This is a genomic window from Novosphingobium sp. RL4, assembly GCF_035658495.1.
GTDB lineage: Bacteria > Pseudomonadota > Alphaproteobacteria > Sphingomonadales > Sphingomonadaceae > Novosphingobium.
Map to the genome: position 1 here is coordinate 872,450 of NZ_CP141944.1, position 25,260 is coordinate 897,709.

Here is a 25,260-nt window from a genome sequence, read left to right on the forward strand (position 1 = left end):
CGGGCTGTCGCATGGAGACAGGCAGTGTTGCCAAGAATTCTGACGTGTGTGGCTGGCGTTGGGTTGGTCGCAGGTTGCGCCGCGCCCTACAAGGCTTCGCCCACGATCCCGGCTGCCGCCGAAGCCTACGCCATGATGAACGGCGCGGCGGAACAGGTTAAGAGCGGCCCCTATCGCATCAGCCCGGAAGATACGTTGAGCGTCAACGTGTTCTTCGAACCCGATCTTTCGGTTGCCAATGTCAAGGTCGACCCCTCGGGGCAGATCGCCCTTCCGGGCATTGGCCCGATGAAGGCCGAGGACCTGACCACGACGGAACTGGCGAACGCTATCGCAGGGTCATTGCGGGGGCGCCTGCTGCGTGACCCGCAGGTTGCCGTTTCAGTGACGAGTTCGGCACGTCAGCGTGTCGTGGTGACCGGTCAGGTCCAGAAGCCGGGCGTGTACGAGATCAGCCTCGATACCACGCTGATCGAAACGGTTGCCCGTGCGGGCGGCGAAACGGAGATCGCCAAGCTCGACGAAGTGATCGTCTTCCGCACGATCAATGGCCAGCGCATGGCGGCCCGCTTCGATGTCGCCGCACTCATGAGCGGTGAACAGCCGGATATTCCGATTCTGGGGAATGACGTGGTTGTCGTCGGCTATTCGTCGTCGCGTGCGTTCTGGCGAGACCTGAGGCAGATGGTCCCGGTCTTCGCGCTCTTCCGGCCCCTGGTGATGTGAAAAAGGTCTCGATAGAGATGAACAATCCATATCCGTCCGCACCGGAAGGGGCGATGAACATCAACGACCGCTTTGCCGGGGCATACGATGCCGCCGGCTTCGGCGGCGTCGATCTGAACCTCAATGCGATCCGCGCCGCCATTATCCGCAATCGCTGGATCCTGATCGGCACGGCCATCGCCTGCCTTCTCGTCGGCGTGCTCGTGGCCATGCTTTCCACGCCGATCTATGAGGCGAAGACCACCCTCCAGATCGAGCAGCAGGCGCCGCAGGTTCTCGGCAATTCCGGCCAGTCTTTGGACGAATCCGGCCGGGACGACAGCTATATCGAAACCCAGGTGAACCTGCTTTCCAGCCGTTCGCTGGTCGAACGGGTGGCCCGCGCGCAGAACCTCTTCCGCGATGCCACGTTCTTCACGCGGATGGACCGCGATCCCCCGACGAGCGCTCCGGGAAGCGAAGGCTGGCAGCGTGCCGTCATCGACATGCTTCAGTCCAACCTTTCGGTTGAGCTGATACCGGGCACCCGCCTCGTCGAAGTCCACTTCACCAGCCCGGACCCCAAGCTGGCGCAGATCATCGCCAACGAGTTCGGCGTCCAGTTCATCAACAGCACGCTGAAGCGTCGCTTCGACACTTCGGACTATTCCCGCAAGTTCCTTCAGGACCAGATCGAACGTACCCGGGTCCAGCTTGAACGCAGCGAACGCGCGCTCATCATTTTCGCCCAGCAGGCTGGCATCACCGAAGTTGATAGCGGTGGTTCGGGAAGTGCTGCGGGTGGATCCGGCAGCAAGTCGCTGACCGATTCGAACCTCGAAGCCATCAATGCTGCCTACGCCAAGGCTTCGACCGACCGCATCCTTGCTGAGCAGAAATGGCAACAGGCCTCGCGCTCACCGCTTCTGCAAATCCCCGATGTGCTCTCCAATTCGAGCATCCAGGGCATGATGAGCAGCCGCGGCGAGAAGGCTGCCGTCCTCCAGGGCGAAATGCAGCGCCACGCGGAGGCCTATCCCACGGTCATCAAGGCAAAGGCTGAACTCGCCGCGATCGATGCGGTGATCAACAATGCCGCGGAGCGTGTGCGCGGGTCCATCCGCGACCAGTACCAGATCGCTGTAGACCAGGAAAACAGCCTCAAGAGCAGCGTCGAGGAGATGCGCCAGAAGAGCCTGGCCGAGCAGGGACGCGGCGTGCAACTGTCGATCCTGCGCCGCGATGCCGATACCAATCGTGCGCTTTATGATGCCCTGCTGCAGCGTTATCGTGAGATCAATGCTGCTTCGGGCGTCACGATCAACAATATCTCGGTGATCGACAAGGCGGAAATTCCGCGTTCGCCGGTCTGGCCCAAGCCGCTGTTCAACGCGTTGATCGGCGCCATCATCGGCGTCGTGCTCGGTGTGCTCATCGCGCTCGTCCGTGAACGGCTTGACGACAGCATCCGCTCTCCGGACGAAGTGGAGCGCAAGTTCGGGCTTCCGCTGCTCGGGCTGCTGCCGCTTTCCAAGGCCGGCAGTGTGCGCGACGAACTCAACGATCCCGGTTCGGCGTTCTCTGAATCGATCTACTCCATTCGCACCTCGCTCCAGATGGCGACGGCGCACGGCCTGCCGCGCACGCTGGCCATGTCCAGCACGCAGCAGGGTGAAGGCAAGTCGACCACCTCCATGGCGATTGCACGGGAGATCGCACAGTCGGGCTCGCGTACGCTGCTGATCGACGCCGATTTGCGACGTCCATCGCTTCATGCGCTGTTCGACCTGAAAAACGACCAGGGGTTCTCCAACTACCTGACCGGCCAGGCTCCGTTCGACGGCCTGATCGTCCAGACCGATACGGCGAACCTGTCAGTGCTGCCCAGCGGACCGCTTCCGCTCAGCGCGCCGCGCCTGCTGACTCATGAAGTTCTCGTGCCGGCGCTTGCCGAACTCGGGAAGTATTATGACGTCATCATGCTTGACTGTCCGCCGGTCCTCGGCCTGGCCGACGCTCTTCAGCTGACCTCCTGCGTCGAGGCAACGCTGTTCGCGCACGAAGCGGGCAAGGCTAGCCAGCACCAGGCCCAGACCGCCCTGCGGCGTCTGGCCCGTGGCGGCGCGAACCTGATCGGGGTCATCCTGACCAAGTTCGACTTCGATCGCGGTGGCCATTCGTCTTACGGCTACACGCAGTATTACTATCAGTACACGGCGGGTGGAGAAGGAAAGAACTGAGCGTGGCCTCGGCAAGCATGCCTGTATCGGTGCCGGTGCCTTTTTCGCGTGGCGCCGGCAGCAACCGTAGTGCCGGAACGTGGAGTTCCCTGAGCGGCGCGCGCAAGTTCGTTGTTGCGCTCGCCGTCCTGCTGATCGTGTTCAATGTCGCGATCCCCAAGGGCGGCATCAAGGCGGGCGATCTGCCGATCACCTGGGGCTACTTGATGTTGTTCCTGCTGGTGCCCGTGGGGTTGATCGGGGCATTGCGCAGGCCGATGCCGCTTGCCCAGCCGCTTCTGCAGGTCATCCTGTTCTTCCTGCCGGTTGCCCTGCTGATCCTCGTCAAGTCCGTGGTCTACCACCTCACGTTTTCGGCGCTGGCCGTGCATGAAGTGCTGTTCTTCTTCCTCCCGGTCGGCGTCCTGGTGATCCTGGGGCCTTACCTCGAGGAAGTTCCTGCGGACATCATCGCCACCACCCTGCTGTGGTGCGTACGATTTGCCGTGATCTGGGGGATCGTGAATTTCGTCCTCTACCCGATCATCAAGGACATCATCCAGATCCCATACCTCACCGTCAACGCGGCGGATTATGGTGAGATCTACGGAAAGAACAACCGGCGCGGCATCTTGATGAAGCTGGTGTCGACCTACAACAACGGCAATATCTTCGGCGCCTGCATGGTCATGCTCGCACCGATCTATTTCCTGTTCGAGAAGCGACGCCTGTTGCTCGCCTTGTTCATCATTGCACTGGTCTGCACACTGAGCCGCACCGTGTGGTTCGGCATGGTGGGCGTCACCGGGATCATGATGCTGACCGGCCAGATCAAGGTTCGCAACCCGCGCGTCTGGATCGGTCTCGTCGTTGCGGGCGGCCTGCTGATCATGCTGCTGCCGCTGATGGGGTGGACGCCGGAAAAGCTCGTCGATTCCAATCTCGGCGGGCGTGTGAAGACCTTCACGAATTTCGAAATGACCGTCCTGGGCGGCAAGACGCTGATGATTCCTGAAGTGATCTATTTCGGCTTCCTGAATTCATTCGGCCTCGTCGGCACCTTTTTCGCCGTCTGTGCATTCGCGGCCGGGCCGGTCTTCGGCTTCCTGCATCTGAAGTCGCTTTCGCCCCTGCGCAGGGCCGCTACCGCAGGCGCGCTGGGCTATGTCGTTCTCGCGGCGATCGACGGGTGCTTCGTATTCCCGCCGGTGCTCGCGCAGTTCTTTTTCGTGACGAGCCTGATCTATCGCCGTGGGTTGAGGCCGGAGCGGAAGTCCTTCTCGCTCGACAACGGGGTGAGGCAGTCATATCCCGCTCGCTCCGGGCTTTCCTGAGCCGGCGGGATCGGTCTTCGCGCACCCATGAAAGTCCTTCACGTCACACAGAAGCTGCCGGGTGGCCCGGCGAGCTATCTCGGCGAACTGCTTCCCTATCAGCGCGCGGCTCTGGGCGATGCGAATGTGTCGCTCGTCGCCTGCGGGGATGAGCTTGGGCACTTGCCCGGGTTTCCGCGATCCTCTGTCCATGCTTTCGACAGTTCGGGGCGTGGGCCGGTTGCGCTTCTGGGGTTCATGCGGACGGCGATGTCCGCGCTTCTTGCCGAGCGGCCCACTGTCGTTCATCTCCACAGCACGTTTCCGGGATTGCTGCGCCTTCCCATCGCCGCGCTGCCGGCATCGCGGCGCCCGGCCGTCGTCTACTGCTCGCATGGCTGGGCCTTCAACATGGACAGCGCGAACTGGAAGCGGGGCTGCTATGCGGGCGTCGAGCGCCTGCTGGCGCCGCTCGGCCAGCGTACCATCGCGATTTCCGATTTCGAACGGCGGTCCGCCCTGTCCCGCGGCATTCGCGCAGAGAACATGGTGGTCGTCGAGAACGGCGTGAGCGCGGCGCCGCCGGAGTTGCTCCTGCCCGCCGCAGACATGCGATCCGACGTCCTCAATCTTCTTTTCATCGGCCGTCTCGATGAGCAGAAGGGCTTCGACGTGCTCGAAGCGGCGATGGCCACGCTGGTGGACCGGCCGGTGCATCTCCACGTCATTGGCGACCGCGTGGTCTCCAACGGGCAAAGCCTGGTCTCCAGCCTGCCCAACGTCACCCATTACGGTTGGCGGGACCGCAGCCAGGTGCCGGGCTTCATCGAGAAGGCCGACGTGGTCGTCATGCCCTCGCGTTGGGAGGGCTTCGGCCTGGTGGCGATCGAGGCGATGCGGCAGGGGCGGCCGGTTCTGGCCAGCCGGGTCGATGCGCTTCCCGAAGTCGTCGGCGAGGCGGGCATGCTCGTGCGCCCGGGCGACCCCGAGGCGTTGTCCTACGCCATTTCGCGGCTCGACCGTGCCGAATTGAAAATGCTGGGCGAAAAGGCCCGGCTCCGTTTCCAGGAGCGCTTCACCAGCGAGCGCATGAATGCCGAAATCCTGCGTTGCTATCATGAGGCGCTTGGCGCCCGGCGCAGGGCCTGACCAAGGAGCAGAACCTATGCAGACGCTAGCCATTATCCCCGCTCGGGGCGGCTCCAAGGGAATCCCGCGCAAGAACGTGCTTCCGCTGCTCGACAAGCCGCTGATCGCACACACGATCCACGCCGCCCTGCTGGCGGAAAGCGTCGATCGGGTGGTCGTCTCCACGGATGACGAGGAGATCGCCTCGGTTTCGCGCGCCTATGGTGCCGAAGTCATCATGCGGCCGCCTGAACTCGCCTCCGACATGGCGAAGTCGGAAGACGCGCTGCTGCACGTGCTGGATCACCTCGATCAGACGGAAGGCTACCGGCCCGACCTTCTGGTGTTCCTGCAATGCACGTCACCGCTCACCAGCAGCGGGGATATCGACGGAACGGTCGGCAAGCTCATCGAGGAGCAGGCCGATACCGCATTGTCGGTCGTGCCGTTCCACTATTTCCTGTGGCACGGCGATGAGCAGTCCGGCGCCGATGGTGTGAATCACGATAAGTCCTTCCGCCTCATGCGGCAACAGCGTACGCCCGAGTTCGTTGAGACCGGCTCGGTCTATGTCATGAAGGTGCCGCAGTTCCGGGACGTTCAATTCCGGTTCTTCGGTCGCACCGCGATGCACGAGATCCCGGTCGAGCATTGGCAGGAGATCGATGAGCCTGCCGATTTCCGCATCGCCGAGGATCGTATTCGCCGCTTGCGCCGCGATGCCGTGGGTGCGGGCCTGCCGGCCCGGGTCCGGGCGCTCATCATGGACTTCGACGGTGTCCATACCGATGACCGTGTGCTCGTTTCGACATCCGGCGAAGAAGCGGTTTCCTGTTCGCGTTCGGACGGGATGGGGATCGAACTGCTGCGCAAGGCAGGCCTTGCCATGACGGTGATCTCCAAGGAGCAGAACAAGGTCGTCGCCGCGCGCTGCGCCAAGCTGCAGATCGAATGCACGCACGGGGTCGAGACCAAGCTTCCGCTCATGCTGCGCTGGCTGGCGCAGAAGGGCATTGCACCGGAAGAGGCAGTTTATGTCGGCAACGACGTGAACGACCTCGAATGCATGGCGGCGGTGGGATGCTCGGTTGCCCCGGCCGATGCGCATCCGCGCGCGCTTGCGGCGGCGGGGATCGTGCTTGAGCGCTCCGGTGGCAGGGGCGCGCTGCGGGAACTGGCGGAACTGCTGCTCGACAAGGGCTGTGTGGAGGCTGCCCAGTAATGACGGTCACCGCCGTCCTGCCGCGTTCATCACTGCATCTGGCACTGCTCGATGCGAACGATCCACGGATCGACCATGTGCTCTACCGGGACAGCCATCTGCGCGAGGATATCGAGCGGCGCTACCCCGGTAAGGCGGTCTATCTCGGCAGGGAAGGGCGGCTGCCTCGCAATCCCCGGGGCGCCATGCGGCAGATCGCGGAAAACCGGGCCTATTACGGCCGGGTCCGCGAAATGCTCGAACCCTTGGGGATTGAACGGCTCATCCTGTTCCTGGAAGGCGAGCCGCTGGAGCGGATGATCGCGGACTGGTTCGAAGGCCCGATCGAACTCTGGGAAGAAGGCCTTTCCCATTACATCGATCTGACCAGCCCGCTCTGGTACGCGGCGCGCGGTGCGGCGCAGATCGTATCCGGTTTCTACCCGAGAGGGGCGCTGCGCCGCCGCGCGGATCGCGGCCGGATGATCGTGCGCGACCGTTTCGAGCGGCGCAATCTCGCGTGGGACTATCCGGTTCTCGCCGCGCCCGAGGATGCCGTGCTGTTCATCGGTTCGCCGCTGGTCGACGACGGAATACTGACGCGCGACCAGCTTGCCGACGGGCTGGCGCAAGTCGCGCGGATTGCCGGCGTGCCGCTCCATTACCTGCCGCATCCGCGTGAGGACAGGTCGGGGCTGCTCCCTATGCTGGCGGGTATCGACAATGTCGCGATGGCGCCCGATCCGCATGGATTGACCCGCCATGTGACGCAGCACGGCTACCGGGCCTTCGTCGCCCCGGTCTCCACCGCGCTGCTCGATCTCGGAGCTTTCGACAACAGTCTGTTCGTGCCCGCGCTCTTCGGCGAAAAGCGCATGGATCAGGCCCTGCGCTCGTGGTCGGCCAATCCGGTGAAGGTCGCGGCCGACGTGAACGAGGCCGCGGCGTTCCTGTCATCGCGGAAGGCCGCACCCCTCCATCAGCTCCGGGCGGAAGCCTCGCCCGCAGGCTGAGCCTGCTGCTCGATCAGCCAGCGGGCGACCGTGGCCGTCCCGGTACCTTCGAGAGGGCCGAGTTCCGCGCGGATCAGCGCTTCCACATCCACTCTGTCGTCGCCTTCCAGATGGGCCGTGAGCGCGGTGACGACATCGTCTGGCTGGTCGGCGACGGCAAAACCCACTTCGGTCATCGCCAGGGCCTTGGCGGCTTCTCCCTGCTGGGCGAAGGCGGTGGGCGCGAGCCGCGCCACGATCACCGGGATGGCGCAGGCTGCCGCTTCCAGCAATGCCGAAGAGTAGAACCCCACCACAGAGTCGCAGTCTATGAAGTGATCGTATAGCGGCCCCTCGGCCATCTCGCTGGCGATGCCGTGCTCTGCCATCAACCGGGCCATCCGTTCCCGTTCCGCCTGTTCGGTTCGGGGATGAAGGCGCAGGCCGACAACGAGGTCTCGGCCGCGCGAGAATGCTGCGAGGCCCTGTGCGAGCATGGTCTCGGCGCGGTCTACCTCCTGCCGCGAAACTTTGCCGTCACTGCGGAATGGTTGGTGCAGCCACAGAACCCGGATCGGCTTCGCGGCAGTGTCGCGGTGTTCTTGCCGTGCGCGGGCGGTGGCGGCGATCCGATCGAATCGCGGCGAGCCGACCACACGGATCTTGTCGGCATCGACACCGCGCCGGACAAGCTCATCCGCGCGGCCTTGGGCCGTGATGAACAGGCGATCGAAATCCTGCCCTGTAAGGTCGCGCCGGGGGACGAGTCCGGCCTGGTGCAGGATGCGGGCGAGCGTTCCGCGCAGCCCGCGTCTGGCTTCAGCCCTCTCGCGTCCATTGAGGGGCAGGCTGAACGGCCCTTCGTCGATCATGGCGATCCTGATGCCCAGGGCGGCGGCGGCCTTGAGCAGGGCCTGCTCCGGGAAGCCCCAGCAATGCGAGAGCAGCAGGACGCGGGTGCCGCGGCGGGTGAGTTCGGACTCGAAATAGCGCTGCATCCGCGCGAAGGCGCGCGTGCCGCCGGAGACCGCTACGTTCGGTCCCGCAGTCTTGAACCATGCGCGAATTCCGACGTCGCGCGGGGTCGGCTTGATGACTTCGCCCTCCGCATCCTCGTAGCGGGCGGTGCCGCGCAGGTCGAAGGCCGACATGTCGAAGACCGTCAGCGCCATCGAAGGCGCCATCTCGCGGACTTCACGTGCCAGCAGCTTCAGCGTCTCCGGATGTGATCCGCTGGCGCCGGCGAGGGCAATTGTCATTCAATCATTCCTTCCAACGGGATCGAGGCGGCGTGCGCATCGAAATCAAACTGCTCGCAGATGCAATAGGCGCGGCGATTCAGTTGAAGAAGCCCTTGCAGCATCCGATCCGCCGAAAGGCGCTATTGGAAAGGCAGGGCGATTCCTCCGGCCGTTAGGTATTGATGATGGCTGTTTTTCCCTGTTTTGCGTCATACCTGTGCGGTTTTCGATGGGTATTTTAATGAAGCTGCAAACGCCTCTCATGACGACGTGACGTGCAGCAATTGAGACGGGAGAAGAGCGATGCTGCAGGTCAACGCCGGGCTTTACCGGGCGAAAAGTTCTTAATTCCACCTAAATTTGAGCAGACCTAATCGGCAGAAATAGGCGATATTAAATGGAGTTGTTGTGATTTACTGTTATCTGGTTGTCTCGAAAGGGGATTGTGCGTCGCACAAAAATGGATTTGCGCCTAGGTATGTTCCCTGATAGACCTTTTTGGGTAATCATATCGCTCAAAGAAGGGCTATTTCATGAGTGTGAAGATCATCGCCGAGGTTGGTTGCAACCATAAGGGAGATATGGAAATCGCCAAGGAGCACATCCGGATCGCGGCGGTTTACGCCAAGGCCGATGTGGTCAAGTTCCAGAAGCGCACCAATCGCGAACTTCTCACCGAAGAGCAGTACAATGCGCCGCACCCGAACCCCGCGAATTCTTACGGCGACACTTACGGTGCTCACCGCGAATACCTCGAGTTCACGCCCGAGCAGCACCGCGAGCTGATGGAAGAGTGCAAGCGCAACGGCATCGAGTACTCGACCTCTGTATGGGACGTGACCTCGGCCCGCGAAATCGCCGCGCTGAACCCCTCGCTCATCAAGGTTCCCTCGGCCTGCAACCTGCACTTCGAAATGCTCGAAGTTCTCGCCAACGAATACTCGGGTGAAATCCACCTGTCGTTCGGCATGACCACGCAGGACGAAGAAGAAAAGATCGTCCAGTTCTTCGAACAGCACGGCCGTGCGAAGGACGTGGTGATCTATTCGTGCACTTCGGGCTACCCGGTGGCCTTCGAGGACATCTGCCTCGGTGAAATCACCCGCCTGATCGAATCCTTCGGCGATCGCGTGAAGTCGATCGGCTTCTCGGGCCATCACCTCGGCATCGCCGCCGACATTGCCGCGCTGGCTCTCGGCGCGGAGTGGGTGGAACGCCACTTCACGCTCGACCGCACCTGGAAGGGCACCGACCACGCCGCCTCGCTCGAGCCGGACGGCCTTCGCCGCCTCTGCCGCGACCTCAAGGCCGTGGAAAAGTCGCTGGCCACCAAGTCGACGGAAGTTCTCCCCGTCGAGCAGGTCCAGCGCGACAAGCTCAAGTGGCGCCCGCGCCCGAAGCCCGCTGCAGCGGCCTGAGCTTAGCCAGCTAGAAAGATGGGCGGCGCCTTCGCGGGGGCCGCCCATTTTCGTGAGCGGCACTGCTTCTCGCTCGCGGGGAGCACGAGCCAGGCCCGACGCACGCTGATGTCTCCTCGGCACTGCGTCATCGGCCTTGCTACCAGGGCCAATCTATCTCTTCATTGCCTCGGCTCGTGTTCAAGCTGTTTCGCGTTCGGGACAGCGTCGAACCCGAGCCTGTCGCGGTGGTGCCAAGCGGAATGGATGTGAAGTTGTCTGACAAGACCAGCGGTCCGACCATCTGGTTTCTCGTCGTTGCGGGTTCGGCCAGCACGACTCTGGCGCTCGTCGCCAAACGCATATTGCATGACCATCCCCATGCCAGAATTGTCGCGATCGACAGTGAGGCGTTCAACACCCAGACGCGGTCGAAGGTTGTCTGGGATGCACCGGGCGAAGTCCTGCGATTGGCTCCCGAAGACCTCGGGCTCATCAACTTCTCCAAACGGCGGGCGCTGCCCGGCCGGGTGAACCTCCTGCTGAATGGCGGCCAGTTCGCTTTCGACAGGCTGGTCCGGCGGATTGAGAAGGATCTGGCGCATGTCAGGCCCGATCTCGTCGTGACCTGCAACGACACGTTCTATGCGCAGCGCGCGTTCCTCAGCGCGGCGCGCAAAATGGGTGCGGATACGGTGCTGGTCCAGGAAGGGCCGTTCACGATCGTGCGTTCCAAGGAAGCCGGGCCGCGTCCTGGGCTGATCCCGAAGATGGCTCTCGCCGCGCGCAAGCTGGGCCTGATCCCGCCGACGATGCCTTATGGCGCTTACGGTCATTCGATGGTCCTGGCCACTTCGCAGGACTATGCGGGCCGCTTCGTGGCGGCAGGCGTCGCGCCGCACACCATCCGGTTTATCGGCGTGCCCCGGTTCGATCCGCTGCTCCAGATCGCGCGAAGCCGATCCGACCCGCCGCGCGTCATCTATGTGTTCCAGCCATTCGTTGCGCAGGGGCGAGTGGCGGGAAGCGCCGCCAGGGCAACGCTGGCCGAGATGGCGAAGGGTTTTGCAATCGCTTACGAGCGAATGCCTTTCACACTCGTGACGAGGCCGCATCCCCGCAGCGACCATGAAACCTTCGGGCATTTCGAAGGCTGTCTCACGATCCCCTACTCGCGTTCGGCCGGAGGGCCGCTGGACGAGGAAGTGGCCGGTGCCTCGTGCAGCGTCGGGCACTACTCGATCGGTCTGCTGGAAAGTCTTATGATGGGCGTGCCGGTCGTCAGCATGCCCATCCCGATCGAGGCGTTTACGGAGCGGCTCGAGGGCGAAAAGCAGCTCTGGTTCGATGAAGCTGGCGTGCCTTATGCTCGAACGGCCGATGAATTCGCTGAACTGTTGATCGACGCATTGACACACGGCGTACCTTCCACGACCGACGTCACTGCCGAAACCGGCCCGATGGACGGCAAGGCGACCGACAGGGCCGCCGAGGCAATCGCAAAGCTGCTGAAAGATCGATCCGATGGCTAAGACGGCGTTGCATCACAGGATGCTGATCTATCTCGGCCTGGGCTCGTTGCAGAGTGCGCTATCGCTGATCCTCCTGCCGGCCTACGCCCATATCCTGCCCGTCAGCGAGTTCGGCCTGCTGGCGCTTGTGCTCTCGCTCGAGCAACTTTTCCTGTTGCTCATGGACTGCGGGCTGTCCGGCGGTGCGGTCAGGACATATCACGACAAGGCACGCCAGGACCTGCCTTTCATGACCGGCCCGGTCCTGATCGGTTACTTCCAGCGCTTGTCGCTGGGAATATCCTTCGCGGCGATGTTCGTTCTTGCCGGCGTGCTCCTTGTTCTGGACCAGTTCTTCCCTCAGCCGGAACTCGTTGTCTCTGCTTTTGCCATTACCGTCGTTTCCGCATGGCTGCAGCGCATCAACACTTTCGCGGCGACGACCTATCGCGCTCAGGAAGATGCCCGCTCCTTCGCGGTTCTTGCGCTGGCCCGAATGATCGGCCTGACGACGCTGACGTTGCTCCTGATCTTCGTGTTCAAGGTCGGCTTGCTGGGAATCCTTGCCTCGCGGATCGTGATTTTCGGCGGGACCGCACTGTACGAATCGCGCAACGCCTGGAAGCTGCGCCTCACGGGTGAAGAGCACCGCCGGACCAAGGAATTCGTGCGGGATTCGGTCAAACGCTTTTCCGTTCCCATGCTTCCTTTCGATCTTCTCGCCTGGGGCCGCAGTCGTGGCAACCGGTTGGCGGTTGCCGGCGCCTTCAACCTGACGGCTCTCGGTATCTGGAATGCCGCAGCGGCGCCGGGACAGATTCTCACGCTGGTGGGGCAATCGTTCAATCGCGGATTCGAGCCGTTCTTCTACCGCAAGGCCAATGAGGAAACCGCCGAGGCCGAGGCTGTCGTTCGTGACATGGGCGCAGGCTATCTCGTGGTTCAGGCCGTTCTGGCGCTCGGCGTCATCGCGGTGATGCCGGAAGTGTTCCGCATCCTGTTCCCCAAGGATTACCACAGCGCCAGCCTCTATGCTCCGCTTGCCCTTACGGCTGCCTTTGTCGAGGCGACGCAGAGCCTTTCGATCCGCGCGCTGTTCGCGTTCGGGGCGGTCAGGCTGGTTCCCGTAGTGCTTGCCGTCGCGACCGGATTGGGGCTTTCCACGATGGCCCTGCTGGCGCACCTGTTCGGCCTGACGGGCGCCATGGCGGGACAAGTGATGATGTCCGTCTACGGGTCTGTCTTCGCGTGGTTCCTTGTGAAGCGTCTCCACCACACGCGCTTCTTCCCCTCCAGGGCCGCGATCATGCTCACGACGGTCGTTACCGGCGCCAGTCTCCTGCCGTTCGCGATGCCGGAGTTCTGGATGAGCGCCGCAAGCATTCCGGTAAGGGGCCTGATCTTCGGCGGGGCCATTGTCGGCATCGCCTGGCTCTTCGCATTGCGGCACCCGGAATTTGTCCTGCTGGTCCGGGAAAGGATAAATCAGGACAAGGGCAAGATAATCCGGCGTGGGGGAGGGGCGACCTCCACCGGGCCGCAAGGCTGACGCCCGGAATCGCTGCCGTCGTTCACGGCGTCGGCAGCAGTCCCCGGGCCATGAAGTTCGGGGTGATCGCGCGGCCTTCGCCGGTCTTGTTCCCGTCGAAGCGCGAGTTCGGCCGCTTGAGTACCGGGCTGACCACCACGCCGCCAACGGTATTGCCGCTGATCTGGGCGTTGCCCTGGATGTTGCGCTTCACGCTGACGACGAGGGGTAGCGCGCGGGCGGCCGAAGCGTTCACGGCGTTGTTACGGATGGCAAGGTCGATCCGGTTGGAGGCGACGGTATAGCCGATCGCCACGCTTTCCGCAGGCAGCGCGGTGGCCAGTTCGACCCGGTTGCCCGAAATCTCGCCTTTCGGCGCGGACCCGCCGATCAGGACCATTGGCTTGTTCCCCGGCCGGTCGAACAGCAGCACATTGTCCTTGATGACCAGCCTGTCGGTGGCGCGGTAGGTCCAGTCGACCGTCACGTTGCGCAGGCGGTTGCCCTGGAACACCATGCTGCCGAAGTAACTGGGCGTGCAGACGCCGAGTTGGCCGGGGCCGGAATAGACGAACTCGTTGCCGATGAAGCTGACGGTGATCGCATCGAGGCTGGTTGCGAAGCCGCCGCTTTGCAAAGCGGCCATCGACAGGCCGCGCTGGGCCCCGATCTTGGACATCTTCTCGCGCCGGATCGTTTCCGGGATCGTGCCGTCCTGCTCGCCGTAATTGTTCCTGAAGACGATGTTCCGGGCGACGTAGAAGGTGGAATAGCAGAAGTTGCCGGCGTTGGTGACGCGGTTGTCATAGGCGATGCAGTCCATGCAGCCCTCGAAGTCGACGCCGACATCAGACATGTCGCTGATGCGGTTACGGGCGACGACGACCTTCTGGCCGTTGTTGCCGTAGACCCCGCCATTGGCCCCGCGCATCGTGTTGTCGGCGATGTAGACCTCGCTGACGCGGCGCAGGAACTGCGGCATTCCGCCCTGGTCGTGCTTCGCGCCGCCCCCCCACCAACTGATCTTGGCGTATTTGCCCTCATTGCCCACGGCAATGACGCGCCGCGCCATGTTGAAGCGCAGGATCGAGCCCTGGTAGGCGCCGTAGTCCACCGTGTTGTCGGAGATGTAGATGTCCTCGTTGAGGTCGTCGAGGCTGTTGGGCGAGAATCCGGCGAGGACGGCGGGATCGACAGTGACGGAACCCTTGGCGCGGTCATAGCCGCTGCCGTCCATCCGCAGGTGGCCTACCGAGGCAAGGCCGATCCCGTCGGCCGTGCAGCGCGTGACCTTCAACCCCCGGATGTTGACCGCGCGCAGCATCACGGTCTTGGAACGCTGGGAAGCGATGGTCGTCGCATGAATGCCATCGACGACGATGTTTCGCACGAAGCTGGCGGGATCGTTGCTTTCGGGGCTGACGGAAAGGGGGGAGCCCGTTGGACCTGCCCAGATCAGGTGCGGCCCCTTGCCCTGGCCGAATATCCCGAAACCACGGGATATCGCGACCGGACGGGTGAGGCGCATCGGGCCGGAAATCATGACTGCGGGCGCGCCGCCGGCGATGGCACGCTCAAGGGCGGCGCTGTCGTCCGTGGTTCCGTTGCAGGCTGCGCCGAAACGCCTGATGTCCAACGCGCGGGCGCGAAGCGCGGCGATATCGCTCTCCAGCCGCGATTGCGGGGGTGCCCAGGCCGGCCAGTCGCCCGGCTGCGAGGCGGCGAAAGACGAAGTGGGGCGCCACAAGGACGCCGCGCCCAGCGCCAGAGCGGAGACGGCGAACAGAGAGCGGCGGTCGACGGCGAAGGGGTTCGCGGGATGGGCCATGTCGAAAACTCCTCGTTTCCTGTTGCGCTGCAATATTCACGGTCGTTTAATCGCGTGGCCCGCAACGCTGCATGAACGGCTGTGGGCGGCGGGACGATCGACTGCCCGTTCTTCGCCCCAACTTTGCCTTCAACAACGACCTATCCGGGAAACGCCTGCTTGAATCACATCCTCGCCCTCGTTGCCGATTGGGAAAGCCTGAAGAATCTGCTGGTTCCCAAGGATCAGGTGATCCGTGCGGTGATTCACATCCACGGCGGGATGCTGCTCTTCCTGTTCCTGGCATTCGTGTCGCGACGGGGTATCGCCAGTGGCTGGGCGCTGGCGCTGCTCTGGGTGGTGGCGCTGGGCACCGAGGGGGCCGACATCATCTCGATGTGGCCGATCGATCGTCCGTGGAAACTTCGGGATACCGGTTACGACCTGTTCAACACGCTGCTGTGGCCGACGGTCCTCTATATCGGCGCTAGTCGCTTTGCGGGGCGCAATGCGGGCGAGACGGTGATGGACAAAGACATGGGCGAAGGTCGCGAGGAGCCGGTTGCGCCTGAAGCGATAGAAAACCGGGAATAGCCGTGGTCAGCGACCGCGGAAATGCTCCACGATGCGGGTGTCGAGCGGTTCCTTGAAGCGAATTTCGAGGTTGCTCGTGTCCTTCTTCGCCACCGTTGCCGGCAGGGGACCGATCGCGCCGATCCATAGCGAGAAATCGCCATCAAGCGCGCAGGGAAGCGCTTCCGCTTCCAGATCGCAGCCAAGATCGGCAAGGTCCGAAATGCGGACTCGCGCGGAACCGTGCGCGCCGATGCATTCCCCGTAGAGAATCATGCCCATCCTCATCACGCTGCCCGGATCGTCCGGGCTCCTTGTTGTCATTCGTGCGATCCCCGGCATTCTTCCGGGGATCAGCGGGATCGGTATCCCGCACACTCTCCTATAGCCCGTTTAAAGGTCAGATTGGTTGCAGGCGAGTGTCGTTTTGATGATGGCAGCCGATTTCATGACGGACGCCTGTTCTTATGGGTTAGGCCGAATGCTTCAGGCGACTTCGTCCTGCGGCGTGGGGGTCTTGCCCCTGGCCTTGCCATAAAGGGCGCCGAGGAAGTCTTCGCGCCAGCGCTGCACGTCATTGTCGCGCACAGAGGCAAGGAGTTTCGCATGGCGCTTCTTGCGTTCGGCCAGCGGCATTTCGAGCGCCTTCTTGATGTTTTCGGCGACATGCTCGATCGAGTGCGGGTTCACCAGCAGCGCATCCTTGAGCTGATGCGCGGCGCCGGCGAACTGCGACAGGATCAGCACGCCGGGGTTCTCCGGATCCTGCGCCGCGATATATTCCTTCGCCACGAGGTTCATCCCGTCGCGCAGGGGAGTGACAAGGCCGATGTCCGCCGCGCGGTAGAACCCGGCGAGCTGATCGCGCGGGAAACCCCGGTTGACGTAACGGATGGGCACGAACGCCACATCGGCATAAGCGCCGTTGATGTGCCCGGTCTTGCGTTCGAGGTCTTCGCGAATCTGCTGGTAGCTGGCGACGTCCCCGCGCGATGGCGGTGCGATCTGGAGCAGCACGGCATCGCCGGCCTGATCGGGGTAATCCGCCAGGAAGCGCCCGAAGGCCTCGAAGCGTTCGCCCAGGCCCTTGGAATAGTCGAGCCGGTCCACGCCGATCAGGATCTTGCGACCGCGCACACTGGACTTGAGCCGGTCGTGGGCTTCGCGGGCTTCCGGCCCGGCGGCGGCTTCGGTGAACTCGGCAAAGTCTATGCCGATCGGGAAGGCGCGGGCGATGACCTTGCGGCCCTTGTACTCCACCGAATTGTCGAGATTGACCTTAAGGCCCATCTCTTTCTGCACGTAGTGGAGAAAGCTTTCGAGCCATTCGGTGTTCTGGAAGCCGATCACGTCGTATTCCAGCATCGAGGCAACCAGACGTTCGTGGAAGGGCAGCGAAACCAGCAGACGGGTGGGCGGCCAGGGCGTGTGGAGGAACAGGCCCATCCGGTTCCTCACGCCTTTTCCGCGCAGCAGCGATCCGAGCGGAAGCAGATGGTAATCATGGACCCAGACCAGGTCCTCTTCCTCGATCAGCGGCAGGACGGCATCGGCGAAACGGGCATTTACGCGTTCGTAGCCCTCGCCGAAGTTGCGGTCGTACTCGGTCAGGTCGATGCGGTAGTGGAACAGCGGCCAGAGCGTGCGGTTGGCGTAGCCGTTGTAATATTCGTCGATGTCCTGCGGTTCGAGATCGATCGTAGCCGTGGTGATGCCGTCGTTGCGTTGCATGTCGAGGTGGCCGGTGAACTCCTCGGTTTCCTGCCCCGACCAGCCGAACCAGATGCCGCCATGTTCGCGCAGTGCCGAATTGAGCGCCACTGCCAGTCCTCCCTGCGCCCCGGCGGCTCCCGCTGCCTTGGGAACCGATACCCGGTTGGAGATGACGATCAGTCTGCTCATTTCAAATCCCCTGTGCCGCGCCGACCAGATGTGCGGAAGACGCGTTTTGCGGGGCCGGCTATCGCCAGTCCCGCCAAGACCGGGACAGCTGCCCGGCACAATTGATGATACCTACTAGCGAATAGGTCTGCGGAAAGTTCCCCCACAGTTCGCCGGTTTCGAAATCCATATCCTCCGAAAGGAGGCCCGATCTGGTGCGATGATCCAGCATCGCCTCGAACAGGCGGCGCGCCTCCTCGTCCTGGCCGCTGCGATGGAGCGCCTCGATCAGCCAGAAGGTGCAGATGTTGAAGGCGGTCTCTGGCAGGCCGAAATCGTCCTCGCTGTCGTAGCGAAGCATGTGTTCGCCCCGGCGCAGCGCCTTCTGCACGGCCTGGAGCGTGGCGCGGAAGCGCGGGTCTTCGGCCTCGACATAGCGCAGCTCGACCATCTGCAGCAGGCTGGCATCGAGCTGCGAGCCGCCGAAGCTGGCGGCATAGTGACCTCCCGCGCCGCTGTCGTCGAAGTCCGGTGCCTCGATCTTGTGCCAGGCGTGTTCGTCGATGTGCTTGCGCACCGTGGCCGCGCGTTCGCGCCAGATTGCGGCCCGCTCGTCGAGCCCGAGGAACTCGGCGGCATTGGCCAGACGGTCACAGGCGGCCCAGCTCATGACGCTGGAATAAGTGTGGACGGCCGTGCGCGTGCGCAGTTCCCAGAGGCCGGCGTCAGGCTGGTCGTGCGTCTGCCAGGCCAGTTCGCCGACCTGTTCGAGGCTGGCGAAATCCTCGGGCGTGGCGATACGCAGCAGGCGCTGGTCGGAAAAGGCCTGTATCGCGGGCAGGACGATCTGGCCGTAGCAGTCGTTCTGGACCTGATAATAGGCGGCGTTGCCGACCCGGACCGGCCCCATGCCGCGATAGCCGGAAAGGTCGGGAGCTTCCCATTCGATGATCTCGCGCGCGCCGCTCACCGCGTAAAGCGGCTGGATCGCACCGCCCTCGGCATCGTCGACGATGTTGCGCAGATAGGCGAGATACCGCTCCAGCACGTCCAGTGCGCCGAGATGGTTGAGGGCCTGCACCGTGTAGTAGGCGTCACGGATCCAGCAGTATCGGTAGTCCCAGTTGCGCTGGCTGCCGGGCGCTTCCGGGATGGAAGTGGTGAGCGCGGCGACGATCGCACCGGTTTCCTCATGCTGGCAGAGCTTGAGCGTGATGGCGGCGCGGATCACCGCGTCCTGCCAGTCGAGCGGGGTGGCGAGGCCGCGCACCCACAGCCGCCAGTAGTCGCCGGTGTGGCGCAGCATCGATTCCATCTCGTGTTCGACATCGCCGCTGAAGGGTTCGTCGGGGCCGAGGAAGAAGTGTAGCGTCGTTTCCAGCCGGAAGTAGCGTTCGTCGAGAACGTAGCCGATCGGGGCATCGGTGGTGAGGCGCAGGGTGTTGCGCTCCACCAGGTAGCGGATGTGATTGGAGCCGCGCGTGATGGCGGCAAGCTGGGCGCCGTAGCCGCTCATCGGCGTGAGCACCGTGCGGATGCGCGGCGAGCCCGCCACCGGACGGACGATACGCGCATAGGCGACCGGCCGATACGTGCGGCCCGATCGTTCGAAACGCGGGCAGAAGTCGATCACTTCCACCGCGCCGCCCTGCGCATCTTCCAGCCTGGTGATGAGGATCGGGGTATTGCGCGAGTAACGCTGGGTGACGGAGACCTGGTTTTCCAGTTCGAAGCGCCAGGTTCCCGCGTCCTGGCCTTCCGGGCCGCGCAGCAGGGCACAGAACGTCGGGTCGCCGTCCACGCGGGGGACGCAGCCCCAAACGAGCGCGCCGCTGGTGTCGATCAGGCCTGAGACCTGGCAATTGCCGATGGGCCAGAGTTCGAGCGAGCTCATGTTCGGCTGTTCTCCTGGTCGTGATCGTGAATGATGGTTTCGAGCCACGCGTGCACCGCGCTGACGCCGCCGAGCCGGGCATGGGCGAGCGTTTCGCGCATCGGCCCCGCAAGGATGCCGTCTCCGCCGAGGCGGGCGACGGCTGCGAAGGCGTCCTCGTCAGTCACGTCGTCGCCGATGAAGACGGGGCGAGCGCCGAGGAAGGGCGGCATCTGCATGAAGCGTGCGACGGCGCTGCCCTTGTCGGAACCGGGCATGGACAGCTCGATAACCTGCTTGCCGTGCTTCGTCCTGAGCCCGAACTCCCTGCCGGTCTCGTCGGCGCAGGCGAGCAGGCCGGGCAGGGCTTCGGGGTGGCGGCGGTAATGCACGGCGATGCTGAAGGGCTTGGGTTCGACGAGGAGGCCGCCGTTGTCGGCCGCGAAAGCGGAGAGACGGTCGACGACGGCCTTTGGCAGCGGCTCGGCAAGGGGAAGGATTTCGCGGCTGCCTGCCGGTCTGAACTCACCGCCGTGCGAACCTGCCGCAGCGACATCGAGATGGCCCAGCATCTCCTCCAGCGATTCCAGCGAACGGCCGGTGATGAGCGCGAGCCGGCCGTCCAGCCGATCGGCCAGTCGCGCGATCAGGTCGGGCAGATGCGGAGAGACGATCACGTCGTCGGGATGGTCCGCGATTTCCACGAGCGTGCCGTCGAAATCGAGGAACAGAGCCGTGGGCACGGCCGCGCCAAGCGGCAGAGGAGGGGGCAGATCGCGCGGAAAAGCGCCATGTTCCGCCAGCGAGGGACATTCGCCTGGATCGGTCATTATGGTCAGTCTTGCACCTTCGGAAGTGGATGGCCACCCGAAAAGCGGCCGATCCGGTCGAGGTTGGGCGTTATCCGCCGGGGGCAGCGGCGCCGGAGAAGGGTCAAACGAACGGGATGGGGCAGGGTTCCGGCCGATGTGGAAGGTCGCTTCGAGTCCTCTATGCAATCCGGCGAGGGGCTAGTATTGGCACAGCGAAAGCCAGACTTCCCTGGCATTCATCGAGCCCCATGTCCCAGATCGTTCCAGTTATTCTGTGCGGAGGCAGCGGCACGCGGCTTTGGCCGCGCAGCCGCGTTGCCAAGCCCAAGCCTTTCCTGCCGTTGGTGGGAGAGAGCACGCTGTTCGAGGCGACGGTGTCGCGCTGCCCGCCGGATCTGGGTTTCGCGGCGCCGGTGGTGGTGACGGGACGGCAGCACCTCGAACATGTCGAGGCGCAGCTTCACGGGCAGGAAGGTGCCTCGGTGATCGTGGAGCCGGCCGCGCGCAACACCGCTGCCGCCATCGCGCTGGCCGCCTGCCGCCTGCCGGATGACGCGGTGATGCTGGTCTGCCCGAGCGACCACCATATCGGCCGCCCGGACGTGTTTGCCCGTGCCGCGGCTGCTGCCGCCGCGCTTGCCAGGGACGGCTGGCTGGTGTCCTTCGGCATCGAGGCGACCGCGCCGGAAACCGGCTTCGGCTACCTCAGGCGCGGCGAGGCGATCGAGGGCACGCCCGGTTTCCGCACGGCCCAGTTCGTCGAGAAGCCCGACCTCGAACGTGCCCGCGCCTTCCTGGCTGAGGGCAATTACGCCTGGAACGGAGGCATCTTCGCTTTCCGGGTGAGCGATTTCATGGCCGAACTCGCCGAGCACCGCCCGCAGATCGCCGCCAAGGTGCGCGAGGCCGTGGCGAAAGGCACGCTCGACGGCCACCGCTTCCATCCCGACGCGGCGACTTTCGCCGAAGTGGAAAGCGATTCGGTGGACTATGCGGTGATGGAAAACACCCGCCGCGCGGCGCTGGTGCCGGCCGACATGGAGTGGTCGGACATCGGCAACTGGCACGCCCTGCACGAAGCGCTCGATCGCGACGACCACGGCAACGCGGTGCGCGGCGCGGGTGATGCGGAACTGGTGGATTGCCGCAATGTCCTGGTCGACAGCGACGGACCGCGCGTCTCGGTCATCGGCCTCGAAAACGTCGTCGTCGTCGTCGATGGAAACGACATACTGGTCACCACCGTCCAAGGTGTGCAAAAGGTCGGCAAGCTATCCGGTGCCGTCAACCAGTAAGGGACGGCAGGCGCCCGGGTCCGGGGGCCGGACATCGGGAGCAACGGTAGGGGATTTGTCATCGTAATGGTGCAGGTCCGACATTTCTTTCCCGGCCGGATGATGGCAGGGGCCCGGATTATCGCATCGCGGAAGGCATGAAATGAAGCAGATCGTAGCGTTCGACCTCGACGGGACCCTGGCGCTGAGCAAGCAGCCGTTGACCGACGAAATGGCCGAACTCATGGCGCGGCTGCTCGAAGTGGCGCAAGTTGCCGTGATCTCCGGAGGGGACTGGCCGCAGTTCGACAAGCAGGTGGCCAGCCGTCTTCCCGCCGATGCCGATCGTTCGCGGCTCTGGCTCATGCCGACCAGCGGCGCCAAGCTCTACGTCCACCGCGACGGCGCCTGGACGCCGGTCTATGCCGAACTGTTCACTGAAGAACAGAAGCGCGAGATTCTCGAAGCGTTCGACGCTTCGCTTGCCGCCACCGGCTTCACGCCCGAGGAAACCTGGGGTGAGCGGATCGAGGATCGCGGCAGCCAGATCACTTTCTCCGCCCTGGGCCAGCAGGCTCCGCTTCATGCCAAGGAGCTCTGGGACCCGGACTTCGCCAAGCGCAAGGTGATCCAGGCCGATCTCGTGAAGCGCCTGCCCGGCGTCTCGGTCAATCTCGGCGGTGCCACTTCGGTGGACGTGACCCAGCCGGGCGTGGACAAGGCCTGGGGGCTCAAGCGGCTTGCCGAACATAGCGGCGTGGCCGAAGCCGACATGCTGTTCATCGGCGATGCCATCTTCCCCGGTGGCAACGACTATCCGGCCAAGGCCATGGGGCTCGACACGATCTGCGTGCGCGATCCCGCCGATACCGCCAACGTCGTCGCCGCGATCGTCGCCTGCCAGAAGGCGGGCTGACGGCAGCGGCGCCTTCGCGGGAAGCCGGATGCCCGCTTTCTACCTGACTTTCATCGCCGTCCTGCTCGCCGGTTTCGGTGCGCGGGACCAGATGACCATATCCGGCCTCGCCGCAAGGCAGGGGCAGCGGCCCGGTGTCCTGCTGGCGGCCCTGCTCAGTGCAGGGCTGACCGCCGCGGGTGCGGCATGGGCGGCGGCTTTCATGCTCGCCCAGCTACCGCCTCCGGCACGGATGATCTTCGCCGCATTCGCCGTGGGTCTTGCCGGGCTTGAGTCCCTGATCCTAGTCCCGCGCCGCCGGCCGAAGGAGCCCACCAATTCGCTCGGCGCACTGCTGCTGGTGCTGCTGGCCAGCCAGATCGCCGATGCCGCCCGGTTCATCGTCTTCGCCATGGGCGTGGGTATGGCAGCGCCTGTGGCATCCGGGGTGGCAGGCGCGCTGGGCGGCGGGATACTGGCGGGGATGGCCTGGGCCTTCCCGCAGTTTTCGAGCGCTCCGGCGGCGGGCTGGATCAGGCGGGGCGTCGGCCTCCTGCTGGTCTGCGCTGCGCTCATGCTGTTCCTTCGGGAATCTTCGATACTCTGATCGGAAATTGATAGAGAACCGGGGGTTCACTTCCGCGTTCACAAATCTACATAGTTCACCGGACGGCATAGGCCGAACAGCAACGAGGGAAACACGGCATGACTTCCAAGGACAATTCCAAGGCCGCTCTGATCGACAGCCTGAACGGGCTGCTCGCCGACACCTTCGCGCTTTACGTCAAGACGAAGAACTTCCACTGGCATGTTCGCGGCCCGCAGTTCCATGACCTGCACCTGCTGTTCGATACCCAGGCAACCGAGATTTTCGGCCTGACCGACCTGATCGCCGAGCGTGTCCGCAAGCTGGGCGGCACCACCCTGACCTCCATCGGCTCGATCGCCGCCAAGACTTCCGTAAAGGACGAGGATGACACCTCGCTCGACGCGCAGGGCATGGTCAAGCAACTGTTCGAGGACAACACCGCTTACGTCGCCACGCTGAAGGAAACCAAGGAACTGGCAGGCGAAGCAGGCGACAATGCCACCGACGGCATCATCGATGACTGGACCGATCAGGCCGAACAGCGCGCCTGGTTCCTTCGCGAGATTCTTGCCTGAGAATGTGCGACCGGCTCGCTACAGCCGTGGCGAGCCGGTCGCACCGGCATTTCGGCACCGCCAACGCGGACCGAACCCGAAGTCTCTCCTCGCGCAGAGACAAAAACCGGCCTAAGTCCAGCTCATGCCGAAACTCGAAATCATCGAAGGTGCCGACGATGGCGCCATTGCCGCTTGGTTCGCGGAGCGCCTCAAGGCTGCTCTTGCAACCAGTCCCGACGACATCGCGATCACCGTGCCCGGCGGTTCGACGCCTTTCCCGATTTTCGACCGGTTGGCGGAGATGGACCTTCCCTGGCACCGCATCTCGGTCTGGCCGGGGGACGATCGCATCGTTGACGAGGATCACCCCGCCAGCAATGTCGGCAAGATCCGGGCAAGGCTCGAGCCTGTGGGCGCGCGCGTCGTGGCGCTGACCGAACAGGCTCGGCCGCCGCATTTCGCGGTCGCCTGGCTTGGCATGGGCGGTGACGGGCATATCGCCTCGCTGTTCCCGAACACCGATCCGCAGATCGACGATCCCCGCGAAATCCGCCGCCTTACGCCCGATCCGTTGCCGCCCGAGGCGCCCTTCGACCGGCTAAGCCTGACCATCCCGGCGCTGACGGACAGCGACGAGCTGATGTTCGTGATCCGCGGCGCTGACAAGCGCGCGGTCTTCGATGCCGCGGTCAAGGGCGAGCACGATCTGCCGGTTGCCCGGCTGCTGCGCGCGGCGCGGCACAAGGTCACGTGTTTCTGCTGAACTGGCTGCTGCACCGGCTTCCGGCGCCGCTCCACCGTACGCTTTACCGCGCGGCACACTGGGGCCGGCGGCAGGTGTGGAAGGTGTGGCGGCCGGAACTGCACGGCGTGCGCGTGCTTGCGCTCGATGGTGAAGGCCGGGTGCTGCTGGTGCGGCATTCCTATGGCTCCGGCCGCTGGATGCCCCCCGGCGGCGGGCTCAATCGCGGTGAAGATGCGCTCTCCGCCGGACGGCGGGAACTGCTGGAAGAGACCGGCTGCGCGCTTGCGGATGTTCGCCTGCTCGTTCTCGTCACCGAGGATCTCGTCGGCGCGAGCAATCATGTCCATGTCGTTGCCGGCAGGACCAACGATGTGCCGCGCGTGGATGGCCGCGAACTCGTGGAGGCGCGGTTCTTCCCGCTGGGGGCGCTGCCCGATCGGATACCGGCGCGGCTTCCCGCCGAACTGGCGCAGTGGATCGCCGAATATGCCTGATGCGGGGATCATGCTGGAGACCGAGCGTCTCTGCCTTCGCCCGCCAGAGCGGGGGGATTTCGAGCCCATGCGGCAGATGTTCTGCGATCCGCTGGTGGTCGCCCATATCGGAGGCAGTCCGCTCCTGCGTACCGAGGCATGGGCGCGGTTTCAGCGAGACGTGGGGCACTGGACGCTGGAGGGTTTCGGCCAGTTCACGGTTCTGGAGAGAGCTTCGGGCCGTTACGTCGGCAAGCTGGGGCATGCACGCTTCCTGCGCGATCTTGGACCTCTGGCGGAGACCGAGATCGAGATGACGTGGACGCTGGCATCGGGGTTTCACGGGCTGGGCTATGGGAGCGAGGCAGGCCGGGCCGCGATCGCGTGGTTCGAGGGACGCGGCCCCCGCCGCACCGCCTGCGTGATTGCTGAGGCGAATCTGCCTTCGCTCGGGCTGGCCCGAAAGCTTGGATATCGGGAAGTTGACCGGCTGGCGGGCGAAGCCGGCGCCCGGATCGTGCTCGTCAGGCAGGGGTGAAAGTCCAG

The 25,260-nt window shown here is 64.1% G+C and carries 24 protein-coding genes; 18 read left to right on the forward strand and 6 right to left on the reverse strand.

Annotated features, from left to right (window positions below):
- The first annotated feature begins 63 nt into the window (after positions 1-63).
- From U9J33_RS04240 to U9J33_RS04265, 6 genes are read left to right on the forward strand one after another with little or no spacing between them, the layout of a single operon-like run.
- Positions 64-726 (forward strand): polysaccharide biosynthesis/export family protein, encoded by a 663-nt coding sequence (locus U9J33_RS04240; RefSeq protein WP_324698103.1) that lies wholly within the window; start codon positions 64-66, stop codon positions 724-726.
- Positions 727-779: 53 nt separating this feature from the next.
- Complete coding sequence (locus U9J33_RS04245) at positions 780-2,945, forward strand: GumC family protein (RefSeq protein WP_054436568.1); 2,166 nt, start codon at positions 780-782, stop codon at positions 2,943-2,945.
- Positions 2,946-2,980: 35 nt separating this feature from the next.
- Complete coding sequence (locus U9J33_RS04250; RefSeq protein WP_185998041.1) at positions 2,981-4,258, forward strand: hypothetical protein; 1,278 nt, start codon at positions 2,981-2,983, stop codon at positions 4,256-4,258.
- 27 nt (positions 4,259-4,285) lie between these two features.
- Entirely contained in the window at positions 4,286-5,386 is a 1,101-nt protein-coding gene (locus U9J33_RS04255; RefSeq protein ID WP_185998040.1) for a glycosyltransferase, read from the forward strand.
- A gap of 16 nt (positions 5,387-5,402) precedes the next feature.
- Positions 5,403-6,587, forward strand: a complete 1,185-nt coding sequence (locus U9J33_RS04260) for an acylneuraminate cytidylyltransferase (RefSeq protein WP_324698106.1) — start codon at positions 5,403-5,405, stop codon at positions 6,585-6,587.
- On the forward strand, positions 6,587-7,579 hold the full coding sequence (locus U9J33_RS04265) for a hypothetical protein (RefSeq protein ID WP_324698108.1): 993 nt from the start codon (positions 6,587-6,589) through the stop codon (positions 7,577-7,579). Before U9J33_RS04260 ends, U9J33_RS04265 begins: the two co-directional genes overlap by 1 nt.
- Here U9J33_RS04265 and U9J33_RS04270 read toward each other — a convergent pair.
- Positions 7,546-8,817: a hypothetical protein gene (locus U9J33_RS04270; protein WP_132469404.1), complete on the reverse strand. Its 1,272-nt coding sequence runs from the start codon at positions 8,815-8,817 to the stop codon at positions 7,546-7,548. The genes U9J33_RS04265 and U9J33_RS04270 overlap by 34 nt on opposite strands.
- Positions 8,818-8,849: 32 nt before the next feature.
- Here U9J33_RS04270 and U9J33_RS04275 point away from each other — a divergent pair, with 32 nt between their 5' ends.
- The 4 genes from U9J33_RS04275 (at position 8,850) to U9J33_RS04290 (ending at position 13,256) form a co-directional block, all read left to right on the forward strand.
- Positions 8,850-8,975, forward strand: coding sequence for a hypothetical protein (locus tag U9J33_RS04275; RefSeq protein ID WP_255351627.1), 126 nt, complete (start codon positions 8,850-8,852; stop codon positions 8,973-8,975).
- Positions 8,976-9,332: 357 nt separating this feature from the next.
- Entirely contained in the window at positions 9,333-10,217 is an 885-nt protein-coding gene (locus tag U9J33_RS04280) for an N-acetylneuraminate synthase family protein (RefSeq protein WP_054436556.1), read from the forward strand.
- Positions 10,218-10,471: 254 nt separating this feature from the next.
- Positions 10,472-11,728, forward strand: a complete 1,257-nt coding sequence (locus U9J33_RS04285) for a hypothetical protein (RefSeq protein WP_324698112.1) — start codon at positions 10,472-10,474, stop codon at positions 11,726-11,728.
- The gene (locus U9J33_RS04290; RefSeq protein ID WP_185998035.1) at positions 11,721-13,256 is read left to right on the forward strand and encodes a lipopolysaccharide biosynthesis protein; all 1,536 of its coding nucleotides are present in this window, start codon (positions 11,721-11,723) and stop codon (positions 13,254-13,256) included. The genes U9J33_RS04285 and U9J33_RS04290 overlap by 8 nt, the downstream gene beginning before the upstream one ends.
- A 22-nt stretch (positions 13,257-13,278) precedes the next feature.
- On the opposite strand, the gene U9J33_RS04295 is transcribed toward U9J33_RS04290, so the two are convergent.
- Entirely contained in the window at positions 13,279-15,063 is a 1,785-nt protein-coding gene (locus tag U9J33_RS04295; RefSeq protein ID WP_324698115.1) for a right-handed parallel beta-helix repeat-containing protein, read from the reverse strand.
- Positions 15,064-15,222: 159 nt separating this feature from the next.
- Between U9J33_RS04295 and U9J33_RS04300 the strand changes: the two genes are divergently transcribed.
- Positions 15,223-15,636, forward strand: coding sequence for a hypothetical protein (locus U9J33_RS04300; protein WP_324698117.1), 414 nt, complete (start codon positions 15,223-15,225; stop codon positions 15,634-15,636).
- 6 nt (positions 15,637-15,642) lie between these two features.
- Here U9J33_RS04300 and U9J33_RS04305 read toward each other — a convergent pair whose 3' ends face one another.
- From U9J33_RS04305 to otsB, 4 genes are all read right to left on the reverse strand, one after another.
- Positions 15,643-15,939, reverse strand: coding sequence for a hypothetical protein (locus tag U9J33_RS04305; protein ID WP_231635786.1), 297 nt, complete (start codon positions 15,937-15,939; stop codon positions 15,643-15,645).
- A 162-nt stretch (positions 15,940-16,101) separates the two neighbouring features.
- Entirely contained in the window at positions 16,102-17,517 is a 1,416-nt protein-coding gene (otsA, locus tag U9J33_RS04310; RefSeq protein ID WP_054436544.1) for an alpha,alpha-trehalose-phosphate synthase (UDP-forming), read from the reverse strand.
- Positions 17,518-17,575: 58 nt separating this feature from the next.
- Positions 17,576-19,390, reverse strand: coding sequence for a glycoside hydrolase family 15 protein (locus tag U9J33_RS04315; protein ID WP_132469400.1), 1,815 nt, complete (start codon positions 19,388-19,390; stop codon positions 17,576-17,578).
- A complete protein-coding gene (otsB, locus tag U9J33_RS04320; protein ID WP_324698122.1) occupies positions 19,387-20,199 on the reverse strand; it encodes a trehalose-phosphatase in 813 nt (270 codons plus the stop codon). The genes U9J33_RS04315 and otsB overlap by 4 nt, the downstream gene beginning before the upstream one ends.
- 230 nt (positions 20,200-20,429) lie before the next feature.
- On the opposite strand from otsB, the gene U9J33_RS04325 reads away from it, so the two are divergent.
- The 7 genes from U9J33_RS04325 (at position 20,430) to U9J33_RS04355 (ending at position 25,252) form a co-directional block, all read left to right on the forward strand.
- Positions 20,430-21,476, forward strand: coding sequence for a mannose-1-phosphate guanylyltransferase (locus U9J33_RS04325; protein ID WP_324698124.1), 1,047 nt, complete (start codon positions 20,430-20,432; stop codon positions 21,474-21,476).
- Between the two features lie 142 nt (positions 21,477-21,618).
- On the forward strand, positions 21,619-22,371 hold the full coding sequence (locus U9J33_RS04330; RefSeq protein WP_054436516.1) for an HAD-IIB family hydrolase: 753 nt from the start codon (positions 21,619-21,621) through the stop codon (positions 22,369-22,371).
- Positions 22,372-22,399: 28 nt separating this feature from the next.
- The gene (locus U9J33_RS04335; RefSeq protein ID WP_324698126.1) at positions 22,400-22,957 is read left to right on the forward strand and encodes a hypothetical protein; all 558 of its coding nucleotides are present in this window, start codon (positions 22,400-22,402) and stop codon (positions 22,955-22,957) included.
- Between the two features lie 98 nt (positions 22,958-23,055).
- A complete protein-coding gene (locus U9J33_RS04340; protein ID WP_054436512.1) occupies positions 23,056-23,514 on the forward strand; it encodes a Dps family protein in 459 nt (152 codons plus the stop codon).
- 124 nt (positions 23,515-23,638) lie between these two features.
- Positions 23,639-24,259, forward strand: coding sequence for a 6-phosphogluconolactonase (locus U9J33_RS04345; protein ID WP_324698128.1), 621 nt, complete (start codon positions 23,639-23,641; stop codon positions 24,257-24,259).
- Positions 24,247-24,735 (forward strand): NUDIX domain-containing protein, encoded by a 489-nt coding sequence (locus U9J33_RS04350; RefSeq protein ID WP_324698130.1) that lies wholly within the window; start codon positions 24,247-24,249, stop codon positions 24,733-24,735. The genes U9J33_RS04345 and U9J33_RS04350 overlap by 13 nt, the downstream gene beginning before the upstream one ends.
- Positions 24,728-25,252 carry a GNAT family N-acetyltransferase gene (locus U9J33_RS04355; protein WP_185998027.1) on the forward strand — a complete coding sequence of 175 codons (525 nt, stop codon included), beginning with the start codon at positions 24,728-24,730 and terminating at the stop codon, positions 25,250-25,252. The genes U9J33_RS04350 and U9J33_RS04355 overlap by 8 nt, the downstream gene beginning before the upstream one ends.
- Positions 25,253-25,260: the final 8 nt, after the last annotated feature.

Excerpts from the sequence above, each read along its gene's own strand:
- U9J33_RS04245 (WP_054436568.1), top strand. The coding sequence starts at position 780 with ATGAACATCAACGACCGCTTTGCCGGGGCATACGATGCCGCCGGCTTC.
- U9J33_RS04255 (WP_185998040.1), top strand. The coding sequence starts at position 4,286 with ATGAAAGTCCTTCACGTCACACAGAAGCTGCCGGGTGGCCCGGCGAGC.
- U9J33_RS04260 (WP_324698106.1), top strand. The coding sequence starts at position 5,403 with ATGCAGACGCTAGCCATTATCCCCGCTCGGGGCGGCTCCAAGGGAATC.
- U9J33_RS04265 (WP_324698108.1), top strand. The coding sequence starts at position 6,587 with ATGACGGTCACCGCCGTCCTGCCGCGTTCATCACTGCATCTGGCACTG.
- U9J33_RS04270 (WP_132469404.1), bottom strand. The coding sequence starts at position 8,817 with ATGACAATTGCCCTCGCCGGCGCCAGCGGATCACATCCGGAGACGCTG.
- U9J33_RS04280 (WP_054436556.1), top strand. The coding sequence starts at position 9,333 with ATGAGTGTGAAGATCATCGCCGAGGTTGGTTGCAACCATAAGGGAGAT.
- U9J33_RS04290 (WP_185998035.1), top strand. The coding sequence starts at position 11,721 with ATGGCTAAGACGGCGTTGCATCACAGGATGCTGATCTATCTCGGCCTG.
- U9J33_RS04295 (WP_324698115.1), bottom strand. The coding sequence starts at position 15,063 with ATGGCCCATCCCGCGAACCCCTTCGCCGTCGACCGCCGCTCTCTGTTC.
- U9J33_RS04305 (WP_231635786.1), bottom strand. The coding sequence starts at position 15,939 with ATGACAACAAGGAGCCCGGACGATCCGGGCAGCGTGATGAGGATGGGC.
- otsA (WP_054436544.1), bottom strand. The coding sequence starts at position 17,517 with ATGAGCAGACTGATCGTCATCTCCAACCGGGTATCGGTTCCCAAGGCA.
- U9J33_RS04315 (WP_132469400.1), bottom strand. The coding sequence starts at position 19,390 with ATGAGCTCGCTCGAACTCTGGCCCATCGGCAATTGCCAGGTCTCAGGC.
- otsB (WP_324698122.1), bottom strand. The coding sequence starts at position 20,199 with ATGACCGATCCAGGCGAATGTCCCTCGCTGGCGGAACATGGCGCTTTT.
- U9J33_RS04325 (WP_324698124.1), top strand. The coding sequence starts at position 20,430 with ATGTCCCAGATCGTTCCAGTTATTCTGTGCGGAGGCAGCGGCACGCGG.
- U9J33_RS04330 (WP_054436516.1), top strand. The coding sequence starts at position 21,619 with ATGAAGCAGATCGTAGCGTTCGACCTCGACGGGACCCTGGCGCTGAGC.
- U9J33_RS04335 (WP_324698126.1), top strand. The coding sequence starts at position 22,400 with ATGCCCGCTTTCTACCTGACTTTCATCGCCGTCCTGCTCGCCGGTTTC.
- U9J33_RS04340 (WP_054436512.1), top strand. The coding sequence starts at position 23,056 with ATGACTTCCAAGGACAATTCCAAGGCCGCTCTGATCGACAGCCTGAAC.
- U9J33_RS04345 (WP_324698128.1), top strand. The coding sequence starts at position 23,639 with ATGCCGAAACTCGAAATCATCGAAGGTGCCGACGATGGCGCCATTGCC.
- U9J33_RS04355 (WP_185998027.1), top strand. The coding sequence starts at position 24,728 with ATGCCTGATGCGGGGATCATGCTGGAGACCGAGCGTCTCTGCCTTCGC.